This window comes from Curtobacterium sp. Curtsp57, from assembly GCF_047324335.1.
Lineage (GTDB): Bacteria > Actinomycetota > Actinomycetes > Actinomycetales > Microbacteriaceae > Curtobacterium.
Genome location: NZ_CP168511.1, coordinates 2,539,483 through 2,560,780, shown reverse-complemented (window position 1 = coordinate 2,560,780; position 21,298 = coordinate 2,539,483). Strand labels below are relative to the sequence as shown.

Here is a 21,298-nt window from a genome sequence, read left to right as displayed (position 1 = left end):
GCGGTGCCAGCTGGCACCGCGCCTCCCGTCCTGCGTCGTGACCGGGTCAGACCGCCGCGGTCGCCTCGTCACGGTGCGGCAGCTTCCAGCCCGGCCGCACGAAGTGGCAGGTGTAGCCGGCCGGGTACTTCTCGAGGTAGTCCTGGTGCTCCTCCTCGGCCTCCCAGAAGGCTCCGGCGGGCTCCACCTCGGTGACGACCGGGCCTGGCCAGATCCCCGAGGCGTCGACGTCTGCGATCGTGTCTCGTGCGACCCGCTCCTGCTCGGGCGACGTGAAGAAGATCGCCGAACGGTAGCTGCGGCCGACGTCGTTGCCCTGGCGGTCCTTCGTCGACGGGTCGTGGATCTGGAAGAAGAACTCGAGCAGGTCGCGGTACGAGATCACGGACGGGTCGAACACGATCTCGACCGACTCAGCATGGTCGCCGTGGTTCCGGTAGGTCGCGTTCGGGGTGTCGCCACCCGAGTAGCCGACGCGCGTGCTGATGACGCCGGGTCGACGACGGAGGAGCTGCTGCGCTCCCCAGAAGCAGCCTCCGGCGAGGATGGCGGTTTCGGTGGTGGTCATGCTGGCCTCCTTCAGTCGTGCCACTGGTTCGGGCACTGCTCGGTGCAACACGGGACGGGTGTTCCCTGTTCCCGTCGTCCGGGGCAGAGTCGGATCATGTCATCCTCCCGCCGGCTGCTGCACGCCCCTCGTGGGGTGTCGCTGACCGTCGCGCCGGGAACGGCTGCGACCGGATCGTCACTCGTGCTCCTGCACGGATCGGACGGCCACGAGACCGACCTGCTGCCGCTTGCCGGTCGCGTCGCGCCCGGCAGCGCGACGATCGCACTCCGTGGCGCCGCGACGACCCCGCTCGGCCACGCGTTCTTCGACCGGCGAGCAGACCGGACGATCGACGAAGCGCTGGTCTGCCGACGAGGACGTGGTGCGTACCTGGCTCGCTCAGCAGATCCCTTGACAAGACCCTCGACAACGGCAACCATTTGGTTGCATGAACGATCGCATCGAGACGAGCGTGGACATCACCGCCAGCCGTGAGCGAGTGTGGGAACTCGTCTCCGAGCCCGGGTGGTGGATCAACACCGGCACCCTCGGCGGCCATCGGATCGAGCGCAGTGGCACGGAGTGCACGGTCACCGATGCCACGCTCGGTGCCTTCACGGTCGGCGTCGTGGCGCTGGAACCGATGACGAGGGCGGTCTTCACGTGGCGACCCGGGGCGACGACGTCCCGCACACGACGGTGGAGTTCAGGCTGACGGACGTCGATCCGGGCACCGTGCGCGTGTCGGTCGTGGAGAGCGGCTTCGCGCAGATGGACCCGGATCAGCACCGACGCAACTACGGCGACAACGTGTCCGGCTGGACCGAGGAGCTCGGGCTGCTCCGGCAGCGGTCGGAGCGCGAGTCCGATGCCCCTCGCCCCTGAGACGCGGAGCGTCCTCGCCGCGCTCTCGGACCCCACCCGTGTCACCATCTTCGACGCCCTGTCGCGCTCTCCCGCGAGCATCACGACGCTGTCACGCGATCTGCCCATCACGCGTCAGGCGACGACCAAGCACCTCGCGGTCCTCGAGACGGTCGGCCTGGTCCGGTCGCACCGCGTCGGACGCCAGACCGTCTACGAAGCCGTGACCGCACCCTTGGAGCCGGCCGTCGTCGACCTCTCGGAGTCCGTCTCCACCTGGACCAGTCAGCTCGCCCTGCTCAAGCGGGTGGCCGAAGCGCAGCCGTGACCGCTCGTCACGCGTTCCGACCGCCGGACGGGAGGCACGGGTCGGGCCCGCACCGAGCCTCCAGTCCGGCAGGTGGCGGTGCGTTCACCGCCGGTCCCGCCGGCGGATCAGGCGCGGCTGGCGCGTCTGCGGTAGCGGGCGACCACGGTGAGTGCGGCGCCGGCGGCGAGCAGCGCTCCCGCGATCCCGAGGGGGACGGTGGGGTCGCTGCCCGTGTAGGCGAGCTCACGGCCCGGTCCGTTGCCGGCGCGGACGGCTGCCGCGGTCGGCGTGGACTGGGCGGGCGTGGGCGCGGCTGCTGACGGCGTGGGGGTCGCGGCGGCGCTCGGTTGCACGGTGATGGTGACCGTCTGCGTGTCGTTCGGCGCCGTCCCGTTGGACGCGGTGATCGTCACCGTCGAGGTTCCCGGCGTCGTCGGTGTCCCACTGATGACGCCGGTCGTGCTGTCGATCGTGAGCCCCGCCGGCAGCCCGGCCGCGGTGTACGTCGGGGTCGGGGTGCCCGTCGCGGTCACGGTGTACGAGTAGGGCGTCCCGGCGGTGGCCGGAGTGGGTGCTCCGGAGGAGATCACCGGCGCGGTCGTCTCCGAGGGAGTTCCCGGGGTGGGGCAGCCGCTCGAGGCGGTGATCGTGTTCGTGTCGAGCGTCACCGCACCGGTGCGGGCGAGCAGGCGTCCGGCGACGGTGGCGCCGGTCGTCGCGGTCACGGACTGCTGGGCGAGGACGGTGCCCTGGAACTGTGCGCCGCTGCCGAGGGTCGCGGAGCTGCCCACCTGCCAGAACACGTTGCACGCGTTCGCGCCGCCCGTGATGGTGATGCGGCTCCCGGATCCGATCGTCAGCGTCGACGCGGCTTGGAAGACCCACACCGAGTTCGCACTGCCGGCCAGGGTGAGTGCGCCGGTGTCCGCGAGCTGCAGCGCTCCACCGGAGTACACGCCGGGGGAGAGCGACAACCCGTCGAGCTCGGTGATGCCGGTCCGGGTCGGGGTGAGCGACGCAGCCACGTCGTACGCCGTCGTCGTGTCCCGCTGTGCCTGCGCAGCGGCCGCGTCGGTCTGGTGAACGGTGCCGTTGACGACGCCGTTCGGTGCGGTGCCGAACCCGGTGATCGACGTGCCGGGGGAGACGCCGAGGTCACCGTTGACGACGGAGGGGCCGGTGTTGGTGACGGCGCTGGCGCCGAGGACGCCGTACGTCGACGCGGTGCCGAGGCCCACCGGACCGTCGATCACCGTGGCTGCCGATGCGGACGACGGTGCGGTCACCGCCAGGCACGCGGCGAGACCGAGGCCCGTGAGGACGAGGAGGACCGGTTGGAAGGAACGGGACGTCGCCATGGGAGGCCTCTGTCTGAGCGGGAGAGGCACAAAGCGAACGTCGACGACGCGAACATGATCTCCGGTCTCCGCAGTATGCGCGTCATCCACCCCGAATGGTGAGGATCGCCCGGATCGCAGGCGAACGGTCAGGAACGTCCGGTCCGGAACGTCGGTTCCGGCTGTGCCAGACGGGAGGTTCGGTACCCGATTCCGTACCTCCCGTCTGTCACTCGCCCGCTCGGCCATCGGCCGCGTGCGCTCCACCAGACCCGAATCCGGTGGAGGTCTCAGTGCCGGTACAGCGTGTCTCGCGTCACGATGGCGAAGTCCCGCAGGAGGTCGGTCTCCACGGTGTCCTCCCGGCGTGGCGCCGAGTCGAACACGCAGACCGCGCCGATGCGCGTTCCGTCGAGGTCCTCGAGCGGGTGGCCCCCGTAGAAGCGGATGGGTCCCCGTCGCACGACCGGCGGGCGATCGGGATCCCACGCGTCACCGACGACCATCGGTCCGGAACGCAGCACCGTCGAGCGGCAGAACGAGTCCTGCAGCGCCGCGGTGCCTCGTGGCAGCCACAGGCTCGCCGCGGACCACTGCCGTCCCGCGGGCAGCAACGTGATGGCGGCTCCTTCCGTCTCGAAGAGCACCGCCATCTGCTGCACGATCCGGTCGAGCGCAGCGTCCGCTGGTGCGTCCACGATGCCGAGGCGACGGATCGCGTCGTAGCGGTGCTCGAACGGCTGCGGCTTCGAACGGAGCCACTGCGGACTGCCGGCACGGGCACGTTGTTGCTCGAGCAGGAGGTGCGTCACCTCCAGGAACAGCGCAGGGGCCGTCGCGTCCGGTGCGGTGTCGAGCACGACCAGGTCGTGCCGTGCCTGCTGCAGCGCGGTCACGAGGCCGGTCTGGTCCCCCTTGTGCGCGAGCGCGACCACGATCTCCGCGGTCGGTGCCAGATGCGGGCGCAGTTGGTCGACCAGGACGAGGGCTTGTCGGGCAGCACCGACCACCGCGGTGTTCGTCGTGCGGTTGTGGACGACGCTGCCCGATAGGCAGACCACCACGACGTCGTAGTTGTCGAGGTGCATCCCGACCCCCGCCGAGAGCAGCGTCTTCCCGGTCCAGCTCGACCAGGGCACCGCGGTGACGTCGGCACCCCGTCCTGTCCGTGCGCCGAGCGCGTTCGCCGTCCTCAGGGCGGCGTCGTGCAGCGAGTCCTCGGCCGCGAGGACCGCATCGCCGAAGACGAGGATCCGGTCGCGGTCCAGGCCGCTCGCGGACGCGGTCACGACACGCGGCGGCTGGGCGTGACTGCGGGGCTGCGGGGTGCCCGTCATCGTCATGGTCGACCTTCCTCTCCGAGTGAGCTGCGCTTCGATGGAAGTCGACGGTAGGCAGCCCGATGACCGCGGACCATCCGTTGCGCGCAGGATCACTGTCATCGAGCGCGGGATCGTGGCCGATCGGCACGAGCGCCGCCGGGCACAACCACTCGGTCGCACTCGCCACCCCGAGAGGCAGCTCCGGGGCGCCGCCCGCTGGGGTTTCCTGCACGTCAGTCGTTTCGCCGCGGAGTACTCCGCACGCTTCGCCGAGCTGTCGTCTGCGACCCTGCGGGGAGCACCGAGAACGGGTCGCTAGTGGACCGGTCGGCGCGCCTGCTGGACTCGGTACGCGCGCGGCGGAACCGTGCGACGCAGATCACCGACGACGGAGTCGAACCGTCGGTCATCGAGGACGATGCTCACGGGCGGGCGTCCACTGCCGTCATCTGCTCGGAGATCGACCAGAGGCGTGCCGCGGTCTCTGGGTCCTGAGCCTGCTTCGACCGGCCGATGACCTCGGCTCCGCCGCGCATGTGCATCATGCGCTGCGGTCCGACGAAGGTCCCGCCGGGCAGGTCGGCGGTCGCGGCCAGGAGGGACGGCAGCGCACCGTCCTCCGGCTCCTGCCCGAGGATCGGGACGAGACGGTCCCACAGGTTGGGGCGCTGTCCGGCCGGTCGCTGGTAGATGGCCGTCTTCACCAGGCCGGGGTGGGCGGCGAACGCGCGCACGTGCGAACCCGAGGTCAGGAGGCGCCGGTCGAGTTCGGAGGTGAACAGCAGGTTGGCGAGCTTGGAATCGGCGTACGCGCGGCCGGCGTTGTAGGTGCGCCGGTACCAGTCGAGGTCGGTGAGGTCGAGCCGGGCCATGCGCTCCGCTTGGGAGGCGACGGTGACGACCCGGTCGGTGATCCGCGGCAGGAGCAGCGTCGTCAGCAGGAAGTGCCCGAGGTGGTTCGTCCCGAACTGGAGTTCGTGCCCGTCCGCCGTTCGTTGGAGGTCCTTGGACTCGACCCCGGCGTTGTTGACGAGGATCGCAACGGGCTCGTCGACGCCGCCCGCGAAGGCCTCGACCGTCTCGAGCCTGGCGAGGTCGAGGTGACGGACCCGATGGGTTCCGCGCGTGCCGGGGAGGTCGGATGCGACCGCGCGCCCCTTCTCCTCGTTGCGGACCGCGAGGATGACGCGCGCTCCTGACTCGGCCAACGCGACTGCGGTCGCTCGGCCGATGCCGCTCGTGCCGCCGGTGATGATCACGGTCTCGTCGGTCGGTGCGCGACCGGTCCTGATGTCGTCCATGTCGCCAATGTAGACAGTGCCTACTTTGTTGTCAACGTCTACACTGAGGTCATGAGTGGGCAAGCACGTCTGTACCACCACGGGTCACTCCGACAGGAGCTCGTGCGGGAAGGCCGTGCGCTCCTCATCGAAGAAGGGGAGCACGCCGTGACGGTGCGGGAGCTCGCGCGCCGCGTCGGCGTCAGTCACGGGGCACCGCTGCGGCACTTCCGCGACCGCGGCGCCGTCCTCGACGCGATCGCCGCAGACGGCTTCGACGAGCTGCGCGGTCACCTGGAAGTCGCTCGCGGCACCGGGGACCTCGAAGCTCGTCTCACCGAGTACGTCCGGGCACATGTCCGGTTCGCCCAGCAGAACGGTCCCCTCGTCCAGCTGATGTTCACGTCGACCGATGACGGCTCGCGCACCGAGCGCGACCCGGAGTCACAGGCCGCGGCTGAGCGGTTCTTCGCGTTGGGCGCCGAACTGCTCGGTGAGCGCGACCCGGGGTCGATGGGCCCGGTTCCGTTCCTGCTCGCAGCGACGACCGAGGGCATCAGCGCACTGGCAGCAGCCGGCCGGATCCCGCCGGATCGTGTGGACGAGGTGGTCGTCACGGCCGTACGGATGCTCCTCCCGCAGATCGAGGAGCAGCTCGGCGGCGCCACCACGGCGTGACGAGTGCCCGTTCCGCCGGGGCACTCGACACGCCGTCAGCAGGGAGTCAGACGCGGCCGAGCATCGCCTCGTTGAGGACGGTGCCGCCGAGCATCCAACCGCCGTCGGCGACCTCGTCGAGGATCACGAGCGTCGTCGGGCGGGCTCGCTCGCCGTACACGTCGACGATGGCGTCCGTGACCGCGTCCTGCAGCTTCTTCTTCGACTCGGCGGTCAGGGTGTCAGCGGGGACCTTGATGTTGGCGAAGGGCATGGTGTTCCTCTCGGTTGGTGTGTCCCGGACGGTCCGGGGGTCAGAGTGCGGCGTTCGAGGACATGAGGTCCTCGATGTCGACGCGGCGGTATGACTCGGCTCGGATGCGGCCCGCGACCGCCGAGCCGGACATCAGACCATCCCGCCGTTCGCACGGATCGTCTGGCCGTTGACCCAGTGGCCGTCGGGCCCGGCGAGGAACGCGACGACACCGGCGATGTCCTCCGGCGTGCCGAGGCGCTCGAGGGGCGGGACCTTCGCGAGCGTGTCGATCTGTTCCTGTGTCTTGCCGTCGAGGAAGAGCTCGGTCGCCGTCGGGCCCGGCGCGACCACGTTCGCGGTGACGTCCCGACCGCGGAGTTCCTTCGCCAGGATCATCGTCATGCCCTCGACGGCGCTCTTGCTCGCGGCGTAGGCCCCGTAGGTCGGGAACTGCGTCCCGACGACCGAGGTCGACATGGACACGAACGCGCCACCGGACCGCAGACGACGGGCGGCCTGCTGCGCGACGACGAAGGTGCCGCGGATGTTCGTCCGGTGCAGTGCGTCGAGGACATCGAGGTCCTGGTCGGCGATCGTCGACAGTGCGAGCCGTCCAGCGGAGTGGACGACGACGTCGACGCCGCCGTGGTCGGCCTCGATCCGGTCGAACATCGCGGCGACGGCGTGCTCGTCGGCCACATCGGCCTGCACGGCGACGGCGCGACCGCCAGCGGCTTCGATCTCCTCGACGGTGGCGGCGGCGGCCGCTGACCCGCTGGCGTGGTTCACGACGACGGTGAAGCCATCCGCCGCCAAGCGGGTCGCGACCGCGCGGCCGATGCCGCGGGAGCCACCCGTGACCACGGCGACGCGTTGTGGAGTGCTGCTCATTGCGGTTCCTTTCAGTGATATGCGCTCGTGATTTCAGCGCTATCCGCAGATTAGCACGGTTACGATCATTGATAGCAACTGCGCTACGATTGCTCCATGGCCCGATCTGACGAAGCACTCCGGAGCGCGCTGCTCCATGCGGCGGAGGAGCAGCTCATCGCAGCTCCCGACGGGGACATCGCCACCCGTGCCGTCTGCGAAGCGGTCGGCGTCACACAACCCGTCCTCTACCGCCTCTTCGGTGACAAGCGTGGGCTGCTCGACGCCCTCGCCGACGCTGGACTGCAGCGGTACGCGGCTCGGAAGGCCGAGCTCGAGGTGTCCGACGACCCGTCAGCGGACCTGCGCCGCGGCTGGGACGACCACCTCGCGTTCGCACGCGAGCACGCTGCGCTCTACCGACTGATGTTCGCTCCCCGGCCGTGGGCGAGCAGCTCGGCGCGCGACGGCGTGACGGCGCTGCTCGAACGGACGCTGACCCGCTGCGCGGCCGCCGGCATGCTCCGTGTCGACGTCGGAGTCGCGGCGACGATGCTGCTCGCCGCGAACGTCGGACTCGCGCTCGACCGGATGGACACGAAGGGCCGTGACGACTCCGACGACGTCGCCGACGCACTCCGGAACGCGGTCCTCGATGCGGTGCTCGTGGGCTCGTCCAACGGGGACCACCACGACGTCGACGCGGCCTCCCGACGTCAGCTCCGCGCGCGGCTCGAGGCAGGCGGATCGACCGCCCTGCTCCCGGAGGAATCCGCGCTCATGCGGCTGTGGCTCGACCGACTCGATTCCGAGGCGGACTCCCGGTGATCTCCACCTTCCTCGTCGAACACGCACCGCTCGTCCGCCCCGCGTTCTGGGTGGCGGTCGCCGTCGCGGTCGCGCTCGCATGGTTCCTCCACCGCCTGCGGCTCCGCGGCGTGCTGCTGGGACTGTCCGGGGCGTCGCTCGTCGCGGTGCTCGTGCTGACCCTGCTGCCCGACGGCGCCCGGTCGGGAGGCATCACCTGCACCGTGCAGTTCTCCGCGCCGTTCCAGGGCATCGACACGCTCGCCAACGTCGCGATGCTGCTGCCGCTCGTGCTCTTCCTCGGAACGGCGACGAACCGCCCCCTCGTCGTCCTCGTCGGTGCGCTCGTGCTCTCCGCCTCGATCGAGGTCGTGCAGGCGCTCGCGCCGGTGCTCGGTCGTCGCTGCGACACGAACGACTGGGTCATGAACGCCGTCGGAGCACTCCTCGCCGCCCTCGTCGCCCTCGTCATCTGCAGGGCCGATCGACGTCGCAGAACCGCGAGGTCCGCGCTCGGCAGCTGACCAGGGCGCCGCGACGTCCGAGTGGCTACGGCAGGAGCGCGCGGAGCCGCTCGGCGTCGACGGACCCCGCGTCCGCGTGGTGGACCACGAGCGCCAGACCGTCCGTGCCGCTGACCTCCAGACGGTCGCGGTTCAGGGTGAGCGGCCCGACGAGCGGGTGCACGATCCGCACCGTTCCGCTGCTCTGCCCCTGCACCTCGTGTCGCGCCCACAGTTCCCGGAACCGCGGGTTCCCGGCGAGCGCCGTGATCAGCTCCTCGAAGCGCCGATCCCCGTCGTTGCCGATGACCTGCCGCAAGCTCCCGACGAAGCACTCGGTCACGCTCTCCCAGTCCGGGTACATCGCCTGCTCGGCCGGGTCCTCGAACAGGGCGAGCAACTGGTTGCCACCGACGTCGAACCCGGTCGAGAGCGCCCGAGCCCACTCGTTCGACGCGACGACGTCGAAGTGCCGGTCCTCGATGAACGCCGGCTGGTCGATCGAGTCGAGGAGCTTCCGGACGCTGTCCGGCACCTCGGTCGCTCCCTGCCGCGGACGACGGTGCGCCGGGTCGTCGCCGCCGAGACCGAGCAGATGCGCACGGTGGTCGTCGTCGAGCCGGAGGACGCGGGCCAGGGAATCGAGCACCTGCACGGACGGGTTCCGGTCGCGCCCCTTCTCGAGCCGCAGGTAGTAGTCGGCACTGATGCCGGCGAGCATCGCCACCTCCTCGCGGCGGAGGCCGGGCACCCGCCGGACGCCGATCACGGAGATGCCGGCGACCTCCGGCGTGACGAGCTCCCGACGGGCCCGGAGATACTCCCCGAGGGGGTTACTCCGCCCGGCAGAAGGGCGCTGGTCGAGCGGGGGTCCCGCGGGACCCCCGTGACGAGAGGGCTCTGGGAGCAGGACGTCAGCGCGCATACCGTCGACAACGGCCGACCCCGGCACAGCATTTCGAGAGGACCCACGCATGACCGTCACCCTGATCACCGGCGCCAACAAGGGCATCGGCTTCGCGACCGCCCGCCAGCTCACCGACCTGGGGCACACCGTCTACATCGGCGCACGCGATGCCGAACGCGGTGCCAGGGCGGCCGAGTCGATCGGAGCGCGGTCGGTGCAGCTCGACGTGACCGACGACGACTCGGTCCGCGCCGCCCTCGCCACGATCGACGCCGCCGAGGGTCGCCTCGACGTGCTCGTCCACAACGCGGGCGTGCTCGACACCACGATCGACGGCCCGACCGCCCTCCGCGCGTTCGACACGAACGCCGTCGGGATCGTCCGGGTCACCGAGGCGGCGCTCCCGCTCCTGCAGCGCTCCGACGATCCGAACGTCGTCACGGTGTCGAGCAGCGCCGGCTCGTTCTGGGCGGTGACCAACCCGGAGCGCGTCGAGTCGACCCTGCCGTTGCCGCTGTACTCCGCGTCGAAGGCGGCGGCCACGATGCTGACCGTGCAGTACGCGAAGGCACACCCCGCGATCCGGTTCAACGCCGTCGAGCCGGGCCCGACCGCGACGGACATGACCGCGGGGTTCGGCATCGGCCGACCGGTCGAGGAGAGCGCACGGGTCGTCGTCCGCCTCGCGACGCTCGGCGCGGACGGTCCGACGGGCACCCTCCAGGACGAAGGCGGCCCACTCGCCTGGTGACGGAGCGACGGGACCATCACCGGACTGGAGGCTCGGTGCGGGGCCGCACCGAGCCTCCAGTCCGGTGGGCACTCGCGACCGTCAGCTCGCGGCGACCACCGAGTAGGCGGTGTCCCGTCCCGCCTCGTGCTCGGTGAGGCGCGCCTGGAGCGCCCCTCGGACGGCCTCGTAGGTGTCCGAGCCGAGCGGCACCCGGAGCACCGTCGAGCCGGAGTCCACGTGCGCGACGATCGCGGCGGCGATCTTGTCCGGGTCGTTCGGCAGAGGGAACCCGCCGTCCGCCAGCGCGCGCCGGACGTCGCCGGCAGGGGTCGCGTCGTACGCCTCCATGACGGGCGCACGGTCCAGCCCGCTCCCGAAGCCGGTCGGCGTCGCGCCGGGCTCGACGATGGTCACGGTGATGCCGAACGGGGCCACCTCGGCGGCGAGGGTCTGCGCGAAGCCCTCGATGCCCCACTTCGACGCGTGGTAGTAGCTGAAGTTCGGGTACGTGGTCTGCCCACCGGCGGTCGAGACCTGCACGATGTGCCCAGAACCCTGCGCCCGGAGATGGGGGAGTGCCGCGCGGACGACCCGGATCGAACCGAGCAGGTTCGTGTCGACGACGCGCTCGATCTGCTCGTCCGACGCCTCCTCCACCGAAGCGAAGACGCCGTAGCCGGCGTTGTTCACGACGACGTCGATCGAGCCGAGCTCGGCGAACGCACGGTCGACGACCTCGCGGACCTCGTCGGGATCCGTGACGTCCAACCGCGCGACCCAGAGGCGGTCGCCGAAGCGCTCGCGGAGGTCGTCGAGCGCTCCGGGCCGGCGGAGCGTCGCCGCGACGCGGTCGCCGCGGGCGAGGAGCTGTTCGGTGAGGAGCCGACCGAAGCCGGTCGACGTGCCGGTGATGAACCAGGTGGTCATGGTGTCCTTCCACGCCGGGAGTCTCTCGGCGACATGAGCACGGTAGGAGTTCGAGTCGACTCGAAGTCAAGTGCTTATGCTCGGGACATGACGACGACCCAGGAGCGCACCTTCACCATCGGCGAGGTCGGCGAGCGGACCGGGCTCACCACCCACACCCTCCGCTTCTACGAGAAGGAGGGGCTCTTCCCCATGCCGGTGCGCCGCGACTCGGCCGGCCGCCGTGTGTTCTCGGTCGAGGACGTCGAATGGCTGCGGGTCTGCACGAAGCTGCGTTCGTCCGGCATGCCGTTGCCGTCGATCCGGGCCTACGTGGAGCTCGTCGTCGCCGGACCCGGGAACGAGCACGAACGGCTCGCGATCCTCCAGGAGCACGAGGAGAACGTCCGGCGGCAGGTGGCCGACCTGCAGGACGCGCTCGCGGTCATCCACCACAAGGTGGACCTCTACGAGCGGCGGCTCTCCGAGGGCACGGCGGACGGGCTGTGGCGGAACGGGCCGGAGTGCGACTGAGGCGCAGGCCGATCGGTCGGTCTCCCCGATGGTGCCCGCGGCGGGTCAGGACTCCGGCATCCCCGGGGAGCCGTCGGGAGCCACCCACACGAGAGTGGACGTCACGACCCGACCGCTCGCGAGGGCGTTGCGCAAGGACGGTGTGTTGCCTGCGTGGATGTGTCCCCACAGCACGTCGGAACCGCCATCCGGCAGCCGGTCCGCCAGGCAGTGCAGCACCACGGGACCGTGACCACGGCGCCGGTGGGCGTCGTCCAGGACGATCTCCTCGACGCTGTACCCGGTGAAGCCGCGGGCGTCCTCGCGGGAAGCGGCGACGACCCCGGCGACCCGGCCCTCGATCACCACGTCGAACAGCAGGCCTTCCTCCTCGGCGTCCCGGAGCGTGGCGACGTCGGATGGTGTCGCCCATTGATCGAGTCGTGGCTCGTGCACCCGGACATCGTCGTACATCGACCGGACCCGGGCCGCGGCGGGCTCGGCGGAGGTCGCGCGGAGTTCGACGGACCCGGAGACCGGCTGGCGCGCCCGGATCGCGGCCAGCGGAGCGGCGACGACGAGTTGGTCAGGACGGGCGTCGAACGCGGACGACACCGGCGCCTGGTCTCCGCGTGCATCGCCCGGCAGCGCCACGCGGAAGCAGAGGGGTGCGAACTCGGCGTGGGCATCGAGGGTCGCACCGAGCTCGGCGAGACCCGACGCATCGGGAGCGACGCTGGTGGCGATGACGTCGACGAACGGCTTCGCGATGTCGCGTCCGCGGAACCGGATCCCCGTGACCGCCCAGCCGCCGGACGGGAGCGCGACGACGCGGTTCGCCCAGCGCAACGGGTCCTGGACCGGCAGGCCCACGGCGTCCCGCACCGCGGCTCCCCAGCCCGCGTCACCGACGAGTGCCAGCTCCGGCTCCGCCCAGCGGAACAGCAACTCGCGCCAGTCCGCGTCCCAGTCTCGGACGGCGCTCGACGACCACGATTCCAGGGCAGCGCGGAACTCCGGTTCGTCCATCCGGCCAGGCTACGGCGGTGGACGGAACTGCGGCAATGCATCAGACGACCGCCAACGGCGGCTTCGAGGGCATTGCGGACAGCCGCGCCAGCCATCCAGGGCTGGCGCGGCGACTGCGCGTCCCTGACGCGAGCCGTTGTCGGACGGGAGGCGCGGAGCGGACTCGCGCCGCGCCTCCCGTCCGTCAGGCGCCGGCCGGATCGGTCCGCAGCGGCGGCACCAGTGCTGGCTTGGCTGCCTGATCGGGTGTCGGGATCCTGCTCGTCGCTTTCGGCGTCGCTCTTCGATGTGAGCACCGTCGAACCAGCTGAACCGCAGCGCAGCGCGCGGGTTCGAATCGGGAGACGGGGCGCGCCTCCTGCGCGTCAGTCGGCGACTTCCGTCGAGCGACGGCCGTCGAGACATTCCTCCGGTGTCAACGGTGATCGCGATCGCGCACCGCCTCGAGCGTGCCGCCGAAGCGCTGCGCGCCGATCGCATCTCGGAGGAGGAGTACACGGGAATCTGGCGCCGAGAGTACGCCCACGCCGCAGCCACGCGCCCGCGGACCTGGTGATCGCCGGTCCCGATCAGCAGCGGCCAGCACTGCCGATCACTGCTCGGGTGTGAACCGGTACCCCATGCCCGACTCCGTGATGAAGTACCGCGGACTGGTCGGGTCCGGTTCGAGCTTCCGACGCAGCTGCGACATGTAGAGCCGGAGGTAACCGACGTCGGTGCCGTGGGAGGGACCCCAGATGTCGGTGAGGAGCATCTCCCGGGTGAGCAGGCGTCCGGGATGGGCGGTCAGGATCTCGAGGAGCCGCCACTCGGTCGGGGTGAGTCTGATGGCCGGACCGGTGGGCGGGAAGACCTGCTTCGCGGCGAGGTCGACGGTCAGGTCACCGATCTGGATCGTCGGCTGCGTCTCGTCAGGCGTGGCGCGTCGTCTTCCGGCTGCTCGGATACGGGCGAGGAGTTCGTCCATGTCGAACGGCTTGGTGACGTAGTCGTCTGCTCCCGCGTCGAGGGCGCCGATCTTGTCGCCCGCGTCCGTGCGCCCGGAGAGCACCAGCACGGGGACCTGCGTCCACGCGCGCAGGGCCTGCAGCACGCCGAGCCCGTCGATGCGGGGCATGCCGAGGTCGAGGAGCACGACGTCGGGGTGCGCTCCGATCACGGCGTTGATCGCTTCGCGGCCGTCGGCGGCGGTGACGACGTCGTAGCCGCGTGCGCTGAGCGTGACGGCGAGGGCGCGGGCGAGTTGGGCGTCGTCGTCGGCGATGAGGATCTTCACGTGCGGTCCGTCGTCTCGGCAGTCGCTGCCGGTAGGTGCTGGTGCTGCGTGCTGTGCTCGAGCGGGAGGTGTCCGGCGATCGGCAGTCGGACGGTCACGGTGAGGCCGCCGCCCGGGGTGTCGTCGACATCGATGGTGCCGTCCATGCCCTCGGTGAAGCCACGCGCGAGCGCGAGGCCGAGCCCGAGCCCGGTGTCGTTGTCGGTGTCGCCGAAGCGTTGGAAGGGCTGGAAGACGGTGTCGCGGAGTTCCTCCGGGATGCCGGGTCCCTGGTCGGCGATCCGGATCTCGACCTGACCAGCGAAGGCACTGACGCCGACGTGGACTTTCGTGCCGGCGGGTGCGTGCCGTTCGGCGTTGGCGAGGATGTTCACGATCACCCGCTGCAGCAGCACAGGGTCGGCGCGCACCGGCGGAACGTCCGCGGGGAGGTCGAGGTCGACGTCTTCGGGTCCGAGTTCGAGCTCGTCGAGAGCCGGCGCGACGACAGCACCCACGGGGAGCGTGACGGGGTGGACGGCGAGGGCCCCTGCTTGGACGCGGCTCACGTCGAGCAGGTCGCCGAGCAGGTTCGCCAGCGCCGTCAGGCTCTCGTTCGCGGTGTCGAGCAGAGCGTCGCGGTCCTCCGGCGAGAGGGTGATGTCGCGGGCGCGGAGGGTCTGCACGGCGGCCGAAGCGGCGGCGATCGGCCGGCGGACGTCATGGCTGACGGCTGCGAGGATCGCGCTCCGGATCCGGTCGACGGCGGCGATGCGCTCAGCGTCGTTCGCGGTGCGGGTGAGCGTCCGGTGCTCGACCGCGGCGTCGATCTGCCGCTCGACGACGGCGAGCAGGCGACGCTGCGTCGGGTCCTCGGGTGCACCGGCGTACTCGATCACCGCGCCCGATGCGAGGGTGCTGGTGGTGTCCGGGGTGTCGACGGTGCCGCTCTCGGCGAGGAGGTCTTCCTGCTGTCGGACGCGGACACCGGTGAACCCGAACGCTTCGCGGGTGCGGTCGAGGAGCGACTGCAGGGCATCGTCGCCGCGGAGGACGCTGCCGGCGAAGCCGACGAGGAGGCCCGACTCTGCGGCTGCCCGCCGTGCCGTGCGGCTCCGACGTGCGGATCGGTCGACGACGAAGCTCACCAGGACGGCGCTGACGACGTACATCACGAGGGCGACGAGGTGCCACGGTTGCTGGACCGTGACGAGGTGGATGGGTTGGACGAAGAAGTAGTCGAGGCTCAGCCCGGACAGCACCGCGGTGAACACTGCTGGCCACATGCCGCCCACCAGCGCCACCACGAGGACGAGCAATTGGTAGGAGAGCACGTCGACAGTGATCGCGTCGGGGTCGTCGCCGAAGGACAGCAGCCACGTCAGCAGCGGTCCGAGCAGCAGCGAGACCGCGAACGCCGCGATGACGCGTGAGCGGGACAGGCTCCCGCCGAGACCGGGGGCGCGGAGCTTGCCGCCGGCCCGTTCGTGCGTGACGACGTGGACGTCGATGTCGCCGGACTCCCGGATGACGGTGTTGCCGATGCCGGGTCCGGTGAGGGCGGCGACCAGGCGACTGCGGCGGCTGACCCCGATCACGATCTGGGAGGCGTCGATGGACCGGGCGAACCGGACGAGGGTGCCGGGGACGTCGTCACCCACGACCTGGTGGTAGGTCCCACCGAGCTGCTCGACCAGGGCTCGCTGCTTGCCCAGCGCGCCGGGGTGGCGTTCGCGGAGCCCGTCGTTCGTGGTGACGTGGACGGCGGCGAGCTCGCCGCCGGCACCGCGTGCCGCGATGCGGGCGCCGCGCCGCAGGAGCGTCTCCCCCTCCGGGCCGCCGGTCAGGGCGACGACCACGCGGTCGCGGGTCTCCCACCGGCCGGTGATGCCGTGTTCGGAGCGGTACGCCTTGAGGGCGTCGTCGACCTCGTCCGCGAGCCAGAGCAGTGCGATCTCACGGAGCGCGGTGAGGTTGCCGAGCCGGAAGTAGTTCGACAGGGCGGCGTCGATGCGCGCGGCGGGGTAGACCAGTCCGTTCGACAGCCGGTCGCGGAGCGCTTGCGGAGAGAGGTCGACGACCTCGATCTGGTCGGCCGCGCGGACGACGGCGTCGGGGACGGTCTCGCGCTGCACGGTGCCGGTGATCTCGCGGACGACGTCCGAGAGGGACTGCATGTGCTGGATGTTCACCGTCGAGATGACGCTGATGCCCGCGGCGAGGAGGGCTTGGACGTCCTGCCAGCGTTTCTCGTGCGCACTCCCCGGAGCGTTCGTGTGCGCGAGCTCGTCGACGAGCGCGATGTCGGGCTGCCGCGCCAGGACCGCGTCGAGGTCGAGGTCGTCGAGTTGGACGCCGCGGTGTTCGACGATGCGACGGGGGACGACGTCGAGGCCGTTCACCAGCGCGGCCGTGGCGGCGCGGCCGTGGGTCTCCACGACCGCGACCACCACGTCCTTGCCCTCGTCGCGGAGTCGGCGGCCTTCCTCGAGCATCGTGTAGGTCTTCCCGACGCCGGGTGCGGCGCCGAGCAGGACCCGGAGCTTGCCTCGATGCATGCGCGTCTTCTCCTCCGGTTGCTGCGGAACGTCTGATCGGTGCGATCAGCTGGTGTCAGGACAGCTTCGTGAGCGCCAGGTTCAGCTCGAGGACGTTCACCGTCGGGTCCCCGAGGAACCCGAGTTGCCGACCAGCAGTGTGCGCGTCGACGAGCGTGCGGACGACCTCCGCGGAGAGACCACGGGCCTTCGCGACGCGGTCCACCTGCTGCAGCGCGTACGCCGGGCTGATGTCCGGGTCGAGCCCGGACCCGGATGCGGTGACGGCGTCCGCAGGGACGTCAGCCGCGGGAACACCGTCCGCCTTCGCCAGCGCTTCCTGGCGTTCCTTGACGGCCTTCAGCAGGTCGGGGTTGTTCGGGCCGAGGTTCGATCCGGACGAGGCGTTGGCGTCGTACCCGTCACCGGCTGCTGATGGCCGGGACTGGAACCACTTGTCGATGACGGCGCCCTTCCCGGTCGTGAAGGACTGACCGAGCTGCGATGAGCCGACGACCTTGCCGTCGTCGGTGAGGGGTGAGCCGTTCGACTGGGACGGGAAGGCGACCTGTCCGACGCCCCACACCGCGACCGGGTAGACGACGCCGAGGGCGACGGTGCAGACGACCATCAGGCGGACGGCGGTGCCGAGACTGCGGAAGGTGCCGCGTGTCTGTGCCATGGGAGTTCTCCTTGGTCCTGGGCTTCTCAGAAGCCCGGGATGAGACCGACGATGAGGTCGATGATCTTGATGCCGATGAAGGGGACGATCACGCCGCCCAGCCCGTAGAGGAGCAGGTTGCGGCCGAGGATCGACGACGCCGACGCGGCGCGGTACTTCACGCCCCGCAGCGACAGCGGGATCAGGGCGATGATCACCAGGGCGTTGAAGATCACCGCGGACAGGATCGCCGACGCCGGGCTGTGCAGCCCCATGATGTTCAGCAGCCCGAGACCCGGGAACGCCGCCTGGAACATCGCCGGGATGATCGCGAAGTACTTCGCGACGTCGTTGGCGATCGAGAACGTGGTGAGCGCCCCGCGGGTGATGAGCAGCTGCTTGCCGATCCGGACGACGTCGATGAGCTTGGTCGGGTCGGAGTCGAGGTCGACCATGTTGCCCGCCTCCTTCGCCGCCGTCGTACCGGTGTTCATCGCCACGCCGACGTCCGCCTGCGCCAGGGCGGGGGCGTCGTTCGTGCCGTCACCGGTCATCGCGACGAGGTTGCCGCCCTCCTGCTCCTTGCGGATGTAGGCGAGCTTGTCCTCCGGGGTGGCCTCGGCGAGGAAGTCATCGACACCGGCCTCGGCGGCGATGGCCTTCGCGGTGCGGGGGTTGTCGCCGGTGATCATGACCGTGCGGATGCCCATGCTGCGCATCTCGGCGAACCGGGCCGCCATGCCGTCCTTCACGACGTCCTTCAGGTGCACGACGCCGAGCAGGGCGGTGGTGCCGTCAGGGGTCCGGCGGGCGACGACGAGCGGGGTGCCGCCCTCGTCCGAGATGGCGACGACCGCGTCGTCGATCTCCCGGTTCTCGGTCCCGGCCCAGGCGAGCAGGGCGCCTGCGGCGCCCTTGCGGACCTGCGTGCCGTCCGCCAGGTCGACGCCGGACATGCGGGTCTGTGCGGTGAAGGGGACCTCGGTGGCGCCGGCCGGGAGGCCCGTGGTGACTCCGGCGGTCGCGGCGAGTTCCACGATCGACCGGCCTTCAGGCGTGCCGTCGGCGGCGCTCGAGAGCGCTGCGGCCGCCAGCAGGTCGGGTTCCGTCACGCCGGTGATCGGCACGACGCGGGACGCGCGGCGGTTGCCGTACGTGATCGTGCCGGTCTTGTCGAGCAGCAGGGTCGTGATGTCGCCTGCGGCCTCGACCGCACGGCCGGACATCGCCAGGACGTTGTGCTGCACGAGGCGGTCCATGCCGGCGATGCCGATCGCGGAGAGCAGCGCGCCGATGGTGGTCGGGATGAGGCAGACGAGCAGGGCGATGAGTACCGGCACACTGACCGTTGCACCGACCAGTCCCGCGATGGGCTGCATCGTCAGGCAGACGATCACGAAGACGATCGACAGCGACGCGAGCAGGATGTTCAGCGCGATCTCGTTCGGCGTCTTCTGCCGCGCCGCACCCTCGACAAGGCGGATCATCCGGTCGATGAAGGTCTCGCCAGGGGTCGAGGTGATCCGCACGACGATCCGGTCGGACAGCACCCGGGTGCCGCCCGTCACGGCGCTGCGGTCGCCGCCGGACTCGCGGATCACGGGCGCGGACTCACCGGTGACGGCCGACTCGTCGACGCTCGCGATGCCGTCGATCACGTCGCCGTCGCCCGGGATGACTTCGTTCGCTTCGACCACGACGACGTCGCCCTTGGCGAGGTCGACGCTCGCGACGGACTCCTCGGTGGCCGATCGTCCGGCCGCATCGGCCTTCGCGTCGTAGCCGGCGAGCCGACGTGCGGTGGTGGTGGAGCGGGTCTTCCGGAGGGCGTCGGCCTGGGCCTTCCCACGGCCCTCGGCGACGGACTCGGCGAGGTTCGCGAACACGACCGTCAGCCACAGCCAGATCGCGATCGCCCAGGTGAACGAACCGGGGACGGCCGCAGCGCCCGCGTTCGAGTCCCGGGTGAGCGGTTCGACGATCGCGGTCACCGTGGTGAGTGCGGCACCGACCTCCACGATGAACATGACGGGGTTGTGCCACATCGCCCGCGGGTCGAGCTTCCGGAGTGCGCCGGGGAGCGCGGCCGTCATCTGCCGCAGGCTGAAGGCGTTGCCACCACGGGTCGGGTGTGCGATGTCGGTGTCGGGGGTGGGGGTTTCGGGAGCGATGGTGCTCATCGGACGAGTCCTTCTGCGAGCGGTCCCAGTGCCAGGACCGGGAAGTAGGTCAGCGCGGTGACGATGACCGCGATGCCGGTCAGGAGCGCCACGAACAGCGGACGGTGAGTGGGGAGGGTGCCGGCCGTGGCCGGGACCTTGTCCTGAGCCGCGAACGAGCCGGCCAGGGCGAGCACGAACACCATCGGCACGAAGCGGCCGAGGAGCATCGCGACCGCCAGGGCCGAGTTCAGCCAGGTCGTGTTGCCGGTCAGTCCGCCGAACGCCGACCCGTTGTTGTTCGCCGCCGAGGTGAACGCGTAGAGCAGCTCGGACAGGCCGTGGTTGCCGGGGTTGAAGATCGACGTGCCGAGCACCTGCTCCCGGACGCCCGGGATGATCAGTGACACGGCTGTCCCGACGAGGACCAGGGTCGGGGTGACCAGGATGTAGAGCGCCGCGAGCCGGATCTCTCGCGAGCCGATGCGCTTGCCGAGGTACTCCGGAGTGCGGCCGACCAGCAGCCCCGCGATGAACACGGTGATGACGGCGAGGATGAGCATGCCGTAGAGGCCGGAACCGGTGCCGCCGGGGGCGATCTCGCCGAGCATCATGTTCAGCATCGCCATCATGCCGCCGAGCGGCGTGTAGCTGTCCATCATCGAGTTCACGGCACCGGTCGAGGTGAGCGTCGAGGTCGTGTTGAACAGCGTGGAGCCGATGATGCCGAAGCGGACCTCCTTGCCCTCCATCGCCGCACCTGCAGCCTGCGTCGCGGTGCCGCTGGCGCTGAGCTCCGCGATCGACATCGCCGACAGCGAGACGAGGAACAGGATCCCCATCACGGCGAGGATCGCGTAGCCCTGGCGCTTGTCGCCGACCATGACACCGAACGTGCGGGGCAGGCTGAAGGGGATCGCGAGCATCAGGAAGATCTCGACGAGGTTCGTCCACGCCTGCGGGTTCTCGAACGGGTGCGCGGAGTTCGCGTTGAAGAAGCCGCCACCGTTGGTGCCGAGCTCCTTGATCGCTTCCTGCGACGCGGCAGGACCGCCGGCGATGGTCTGCGACGCCCCGGTGAGGGTGTGCACGGTCGTCGGGTCGAGGAAGTTCTGGATGACGCCGCCGGCGATCAGGATGATCGCGAAGACGAACGCGCCGGGCAGCAGCAGCCGCCAGATGGTGCGGACGGTGTCGACCCAGAAGTTGCCGATCGTGCCGGTCTTCCGCGACGCGAAGCCGCGGATGAGGGCGATGACGACGACGATGCCGACGGCGGCGGAGACGAAGTTCTGCACCGCGTACCCGGCCATCTGCACGGCGTACCCGACGGTGGCTTCCGGCGAGTAGTTCTGCCAGTTCGTGTTCGTGACGAACGACACCGCCGTGTTGAACGCGAGCGCCGGGGTCATCGCGGGGAGGCCGAGGTTGTACGGCAGCACGGCCTGCAGGCGCTCGAGGGCGTACACGAAGAACACGCTCACCAGGCTGAACAGCAGGACGCCGCGCAAGTAGGTCTGCCAGGACTGTGATGCGTCGGCGTTCACCCCGATGAGGCGGTAGGTGCCGCGTTCGACGCGCATGTGCTTCACGGACGTGTACATCCGTGCCATGCCGTCACCCAGCGGCCGGTGCACCAGCACCAGCAGCAACACGAGGGTGGCGACCTGGGCGATCCCTGCCCAGACGGTTCCCGCGTCCATCAGAACTTCTCCGGACGCACGAGCGCCCACACCAGGTAACCGACAGCAGCGACACCGAGGACGGCGGCAGCGATGGTGATCCCGATCACAGCCGCTCCACCCCCTTGGCGATCAGCGCGACCACGCCGAACAGGGCGAG

Annotated in this window: 23 protein-coding genes; 8 read left to right on the top strand and 15 right to left on the bottom strand. The window is 70.5% G+C overall.

Features of this window, described 5'->3' with window-relative positions:
* Positions 1-46: 46 nt before the first annotated feature.
* Positions 47-568 (bottom strand): peptide-methionine (S)-S-oxide reductase MsrA, encoded by a 522-nt coding sequence (gene msrA / locus ACEN9V_RS12070; RefSeq protein ID WP_413600505.1) that lies wholly within the window; start codon positions 566-568, stop codon positions 47-49.
* A gap of 430 nt (positions 569-998) precedes the next feature.
* Here msrA and ACEN9V_RS12065 point away from each other — a divergent pair, with 430 nt between their 5' ends.
* Genes ACEN9V_RS12065 through ACEN9V_RS12055 form a run of 3 tightly spaced genes read left to right on the top strand, consistent with a single transcriptional unit; the run spans position 999 to position 1,742 of the window.
* Positions 999-1,265: a hypothetical protein gene (locus ACEN9V_RS12065; protein WP_413600504.1), complete on the top strand. Its 267-nt coding sequence runs from the start codon at positions 999-1,001 to the stop codon at positions 1,263-1,265.
* Entirely contained in the window at positions 1,250-1,435 is a 186-nt protein-coding gene (locus ACEN9V_RS12060; protein ID WP_413600503.1) for a hypothetical protein, read from the top strand. The genes ACEN9V_RS12065 and ACEN9V_RS12060 overlap by 16 nt, the downstream gene beginning before the upstream one ends.
* Positions 1,419-1,742, top strand: a complete 324-nt coding sequence (locus ACEN9V_RS12055; protein ID WP_413600502.1) for an ArsR/SmtB family transcription factor — start codon at positions 1,419-1,421, stop codon at positions 1,740-1,742. The genes ACEN9V_RS12060 and ACEN9V_RS12055 overlap by 17 nt, the downstream gene beginning before the upstream one ends.
* Positions 1,743-1,849: 107 nt before the next feature.
* Here the strand turns inward: ACEN9V_RS12055 and ACEN9V_RS12050 are convergent, their stop codons facing one another.
* The 3 genes from ACEN9V_RS12050 to ACEN9V_RS12040 form a co-directional block, all read right to left on the bottom strand.
* A complete protein-coding gene (locus ACEN9V_RS12050; RefSeq protein ID WP_413600501.1) occupies positions 1,850-3,082 on the bottom strand; it encodes an ice-binding family protein in 1,233 nt (410 codons plus the stop codon).
* Between the two features lie 269 nt (positions 3,083-3,351).
* On the bottom strand, positions 3,352-4,404 hold the full coding sequence (locus ACEN9V_RS12045) for a hypothetical protein (protein WP_413600500.1): 1,053 nt from the start codon (positions 4,402-4,404) through the stop codon (positions 3,352-3,354).
* 401 nt (positions 4,405-4,805) lie between these two features.
* Positions 4,806-5,684: an SDR family NAD(P)-dependent oxidoreductase gene (locus tag ACEN9V_RS12040; protein ID WP_281266253.1), complete on the bottom strand. Its 879-nt coding sequence runs from the start codon at positions 5,682-5,684 to the stop codon at positions 4,806-4,808.
* A 51-nt stretch (positions 5,685-5,735) separates the two neighbouring features.
* On the opposite strand from ACEN9V_RS12040, the gene ACEN9V_RS12035 reads away from it, so the two are divergent.
* Positions 5,736-6,341: a TetR/AcrR family transcriptional regulator gene (locus tag ACEN9V_RS12035; RefSeq protein ID WP_413600499.1), complete on the top strand. Its 606-nt coding sequence runs from the start codon at positions 5,736-5,738 to the stop codon at positions 6,339-6,341.
* A 46-nt stretch (positions 6,342-6,387) separates the two neighbouring features.
* Here the strand turns inward: ACEN9V_RS12035 and ACEN9V_RS12030 are convergent, their stop codons facing one another.
* A complete protein-coding gene (locus ACEN9V_RS12030; protein WP_413600498.1) occupies positions 6,388-6,594 on the bottom strand; it encodes a tautomerase family protein in 207 nt (68 codons plus the stop codon).
* Positions 6,595-6,726: 132 nt separating this feature from the next.
* A complete protein-coding gene (locus ACEN9V_RS12025) occupies positions 6,727-7,467 on the bottom strand; it encodes an SDR family oxidoreductase (RefSeq protein WP_413600497.1) in 741 nt (246 codons plus the stop codon).
* A 96-nt stretch (positions 7,468-7,563) separates the two neighbouring features.
* On the opposite strand from ACEN9V_RS12025, the gene ACEN9V_RS12020 reads away from it, so the two are divergent.
* Both ACEN9V_RS12020 and ACEN9V_RS12015 read left to right on the top strand, forming a co-directional pair.
* Complete coding sequence (locus tag ACEN9V_RS12020) at positions 7,564-8,274, top strand: TetR/AcrR family transcriptional regulator (protein ID WP_413600496.1); 711 nt, start codon at positions 7,564-7,566, stop codon at positions 8,272-8,274.
* On the top strand, positions 8,271-8,777 hold the full coding sequence (locus ACEN9V_RS12015; RefSeq protein WP_413600495.1) for a VanZ family protein: 507 nt from the start codon (positions 8,271-8,273) through the stop codon (positions 8,775-8,777). The genes ACEN9V_RS12020 and ACEN9V_RS12015 overlap by 4 nt, the downstream gene beginning before the upstream one ends.
* Positions 8,778-8,802: 25 nt before the next feature.
* Here ACEN9V_RS12015 and ACEN9V_RS12010 read toward each other — a convergent pair whose 3' ends face one another.
* Complete coding sequence (locus ACEN9V_RS12010) at positions 8,803-9,681, bottom strand: helix-turn-helix transcriptional regulator (RefSeq protein WP_413600494.1); 879 nt, start codon at positions 9,679-9,681, stop codon at positions 8,803-8,805.
* A gap of 49 nt (positions 9,682-9,730) precedes the next feature.
* Here ACEN9V_RS12010 and ACEN9V_RS12005 point away from each other — a divergent pair, with 49 nt between their 5' ends.
* Positions 9,731-10,414 (top strand): SDR family NAD(P)-dependent oxidoreductase, encoded by a 684-nt coding sequence (locus tag ACEN9V_RS12005; protein WP_413600493.1) that lies wholly within the window; start codon positions 9,731-9,733, stop codon positions 10,412-10,414.
* 81 nt (positions 10,415-10,495) lie between these two features.
* Here the strand turns inward: ACEN9V_RS12005 and ACEN9V_RS12000 are convergent, their stop codons facing one another.
* A complete protein-coding gene (locus ACEN9V_RS12000) occupies positions 10,496-11,323 on the bottom strand; it encodes an SDR family oxidoreductase (RefSeq protein WP_413600492.1) in 828 nt (275 codons plus the stop codon).
* Between the two features lie 87 nt (positions 11,324-11,410).
* Between ACEN9V_RS12000 and ACEN9V_RS11995 the strand changes: the two genes are divergently transcribed.
* Positions 11,411-11,836, top strand: a complete 426-nt coding sequence (locus tag ACEN9V_RS11995) for a MerR family transcriptional regulator (protein WP_413600491.1) — start codon at positions 11,411-11,413, stop codon at positions 11,834-11,836.
* Between the two features lie 45 nt (positions 11,837-11,881).
* Here ACEN9V_RS11995 and ACEN9V_RS11990 read toward each other — a convergent pair whose 3' ends face one another.
* From ACEN9V_RS11990 to kdpF, 7 genes are all read right to left on the bottom strand, one after another.
* Positions 11,882-12,844, bottom strand: a complete 963-nt coding sequence (locus tag ACEN9V_RS11990) for an N-acetyltransferase family protein (protein ID WP_413600490.1) — start codon at positions 12,842-12,844, stop codon at positions 11,882-11,884.
* Positions 12,845-13,436: 592 nt separating this feature from the next.
* Positions 13,437-14,120 (bottom strand): response regulator, encoded by a 684-nt coding sequence (locus ACEN9V_RS11985; protein ID WP_413600489.1) that lies wholly within the window; start codon positions 14,118-14,120, stop codon positions 13,437-13,439.
* Complete coding sequence (locus ACEN9V_RS11980) at positions 14,117-16,657, bottom strand: ATP-binding protein (protein ID WP_413600488.1); 2,541 nt, start codon at positions 16,655-16,657, stop codon at positions 14,117-14,119. The genes ACEN9V_RS11985 and ACEN9V_RS11980 overlap by 4 nt, the downstream gene beginning before the upstream one ends.
* Before the next feature lie 55 nt (positions 16,658-16,712).
* Positions 16,713-17,318 (bottom strand): K(+)-transporting ATPase subunit C, encoded by a 606-nt coding sequence (gene kdpC, locus ACEN9V_RS11975; protein ID WP_413600487.1) that lies wholly within the window; start codon positions 17,316-17,318, stop codon positions 16,713-16,715.
* A 26-nt stretch (positions 17,319-17,344) separates the two neighbouring features.
* Positions 17,345-19,477 (bottom strand): potassium-transporting ATPase subunit KdpB, encoded by a 2,133-nt coding sequence (gene kdpB / locus ACEN9V_RS11970; RefSeq protein ID WP_413600486.1) that lies wholly within the window; start codon positions 19,475-19,477, stop codon positions 17,345-17,347.
* Entirely contained in the window at positions 19,474-21,159 is a 1,686-nt protein-coding gene (kdpA, locus tag ACEN9V_RS11965; protein ID WP_413600485.1) for a potassium-transporting ATPase subunit KdpA, read from the bottom strand. The genes kdpB and kdpA overlap by 4 nt, the downstream gene beginning before the upstream one ends.
* The gene (gene kdpF, locus ACEN9V_RS11960) at positions 21,159-21,248 is read right to left on the bottom strand and encodes a K(+)-transporting ATPase subunit F (RefSeq protein WP_413600484.1); all 90 of its coding nucleotides are present in this window, start codon (positions 21,246-21,248) and stop codon (positions 21,159-21,161) included. Before kdpF ends, kdpA begins: the two co-directional genes overlap by 1 nt.
* Positions 21,249-21,298 lie beyond the last annotated feature (50 nt).

Excerpts from the sequence above, each read along its gene's own strand:
- msrA (WP_413600505.1), bottom strand. The coding sequence starts at position 568 with ATGACCACCACCGAAACCGCCATCCTCGCCGGAGGCTGCTTCTGGGGA.
- ACEN9V_RS12065 (WP_413600504.1), top strand. The coding sequence starts at position 999 with ATGAACGATCGCATCGAGACGAGCGTGGACATCACCGCCAGCCGTGAG.
- ACEN9V_RS12055 (WP_413600502.1), top strand. The coding sequence starts at position 1,419 with ATGCCCCTCGCCCCTGAGACGCGGAGCGTCCTCGCCGCGCTCTCGGAC.
- ACEN9V_RS12050 (WP_413600501.1), bottom strand. The coding sequence starts at position 3,082 with ATGGCGACGTCCCGTTCCTTCCAACCGGTCCTCCTCGTCCTCACGGGC.
- ACEN9V_RS12045 (WP_413600500.1), bottom strand. The coding sequence starts at position 4,404 with ATGACGATGACGGGCACCCCGCAGCCCCGCAGTCACGCCCAGCCGCCG.
- ACEN9V_RS12040 (WP_281266253.1), bottom strand. The coding sequence starts at position 5,684 with ATGGACGACATCAGGACCGGTCGCGCACCGACCGACGAGACCGTGATC.
- ACEN9V_RS12035 (WP_413600499.1), top strand. The coding sequence starts at position 5,736 with ATGAGTGGGCAAGCACGTCTGTACCACCACGGGTCACTCCGACAGGAG.
- ACEN9V_RS12030 (WP_413600498.1), bottom strand. The coding sequence starts at position 6,594 with ATGCCCTTCGCCAACATCAAGGTCCCCGCTGACACCCTGACCGCCGAG.
- ACEN9V_RS12025 (WP_413600497.1), bottom strand. The coding sequence starts at position 7,467 with ATGAGCAGCACTCCACAACGCGTCGCCGTGGTCACGGGTGGCTCCCGC.
- ACEN9V_RS12020 (WP_413600496.1), top strand. The coding sequence starts at position 7,564 with ATGGCCCGATCTGACGAAGCACTCCGGAGCGCGCTGCTCCATGCGGCG.
- ACEN9V_RS12010 (WP_413600494.1), bottom strand. The coding sequence starts at position 9,681 with ATGCGCGCTGACGTCCTGCTCCCAGAGCCCTCTCGTCACGGGGGTCCC.
- ACEN9V_RS12005 (WP_413600493.1), top strand. The coding sequence starts at position 9,731 with ATGACCGTCACCCTGATCACCGGCGCCAACAAGGGCATCGGCTTCGCG.
- ACEN9V_RS12000 (WP_413600492.1), bottom strand. The coding sequence starts at position 11,323 with ATGACCACCTGGTTCATCACCGGCACGTCGACCGGCTTCGGTCGGCTC.
- ACEN9V_RS11995 (WP_413600491.1), top strand. The coding sequence starts at position 11,411 with ATGACGACGACCCAGGAGCGCACCTTCACCATCGGCGAGGTCGGCGAG.
- ACEN9V_RS11990 (WP_413600490.1), bottom strand. The coding sequence starts at position 12,844 with ATGGACGAACCGGAGTTCCGCGCTGCCCTGGAATCGTGGTCGTCGAGC.
- ACEN9V_RS11980 (WP_413600488.1), bottom strand. The coding sequence starts at position 16,657 with ATGCATCGAGGCAAGCTCCGGGTCCTGCTCGGCGCCGCACCCGGCGTC.
- kdpC (WP_413600487.1), bottom strand. The coding sequence starts at position 17,318 with ATGGCACAGACACGCGGCACCTTCCGCAGTCTCGGCACCGCCGTCCGC.
- kdpB (WP_413600486.1), bottom strand. The coding sequence starts at position 19,477 with ATGAGCACCATCGCTCCCGAAACCCCCACCCCCGACACCGACATCGCA.
- kdpA (WP_413600485.1), bottom strand. The coding sequence starts at position 21,159 with ATGGACGCGGGAACCGTCTGGGCAGGGATCGCCCAGGTCGCCACCCTC.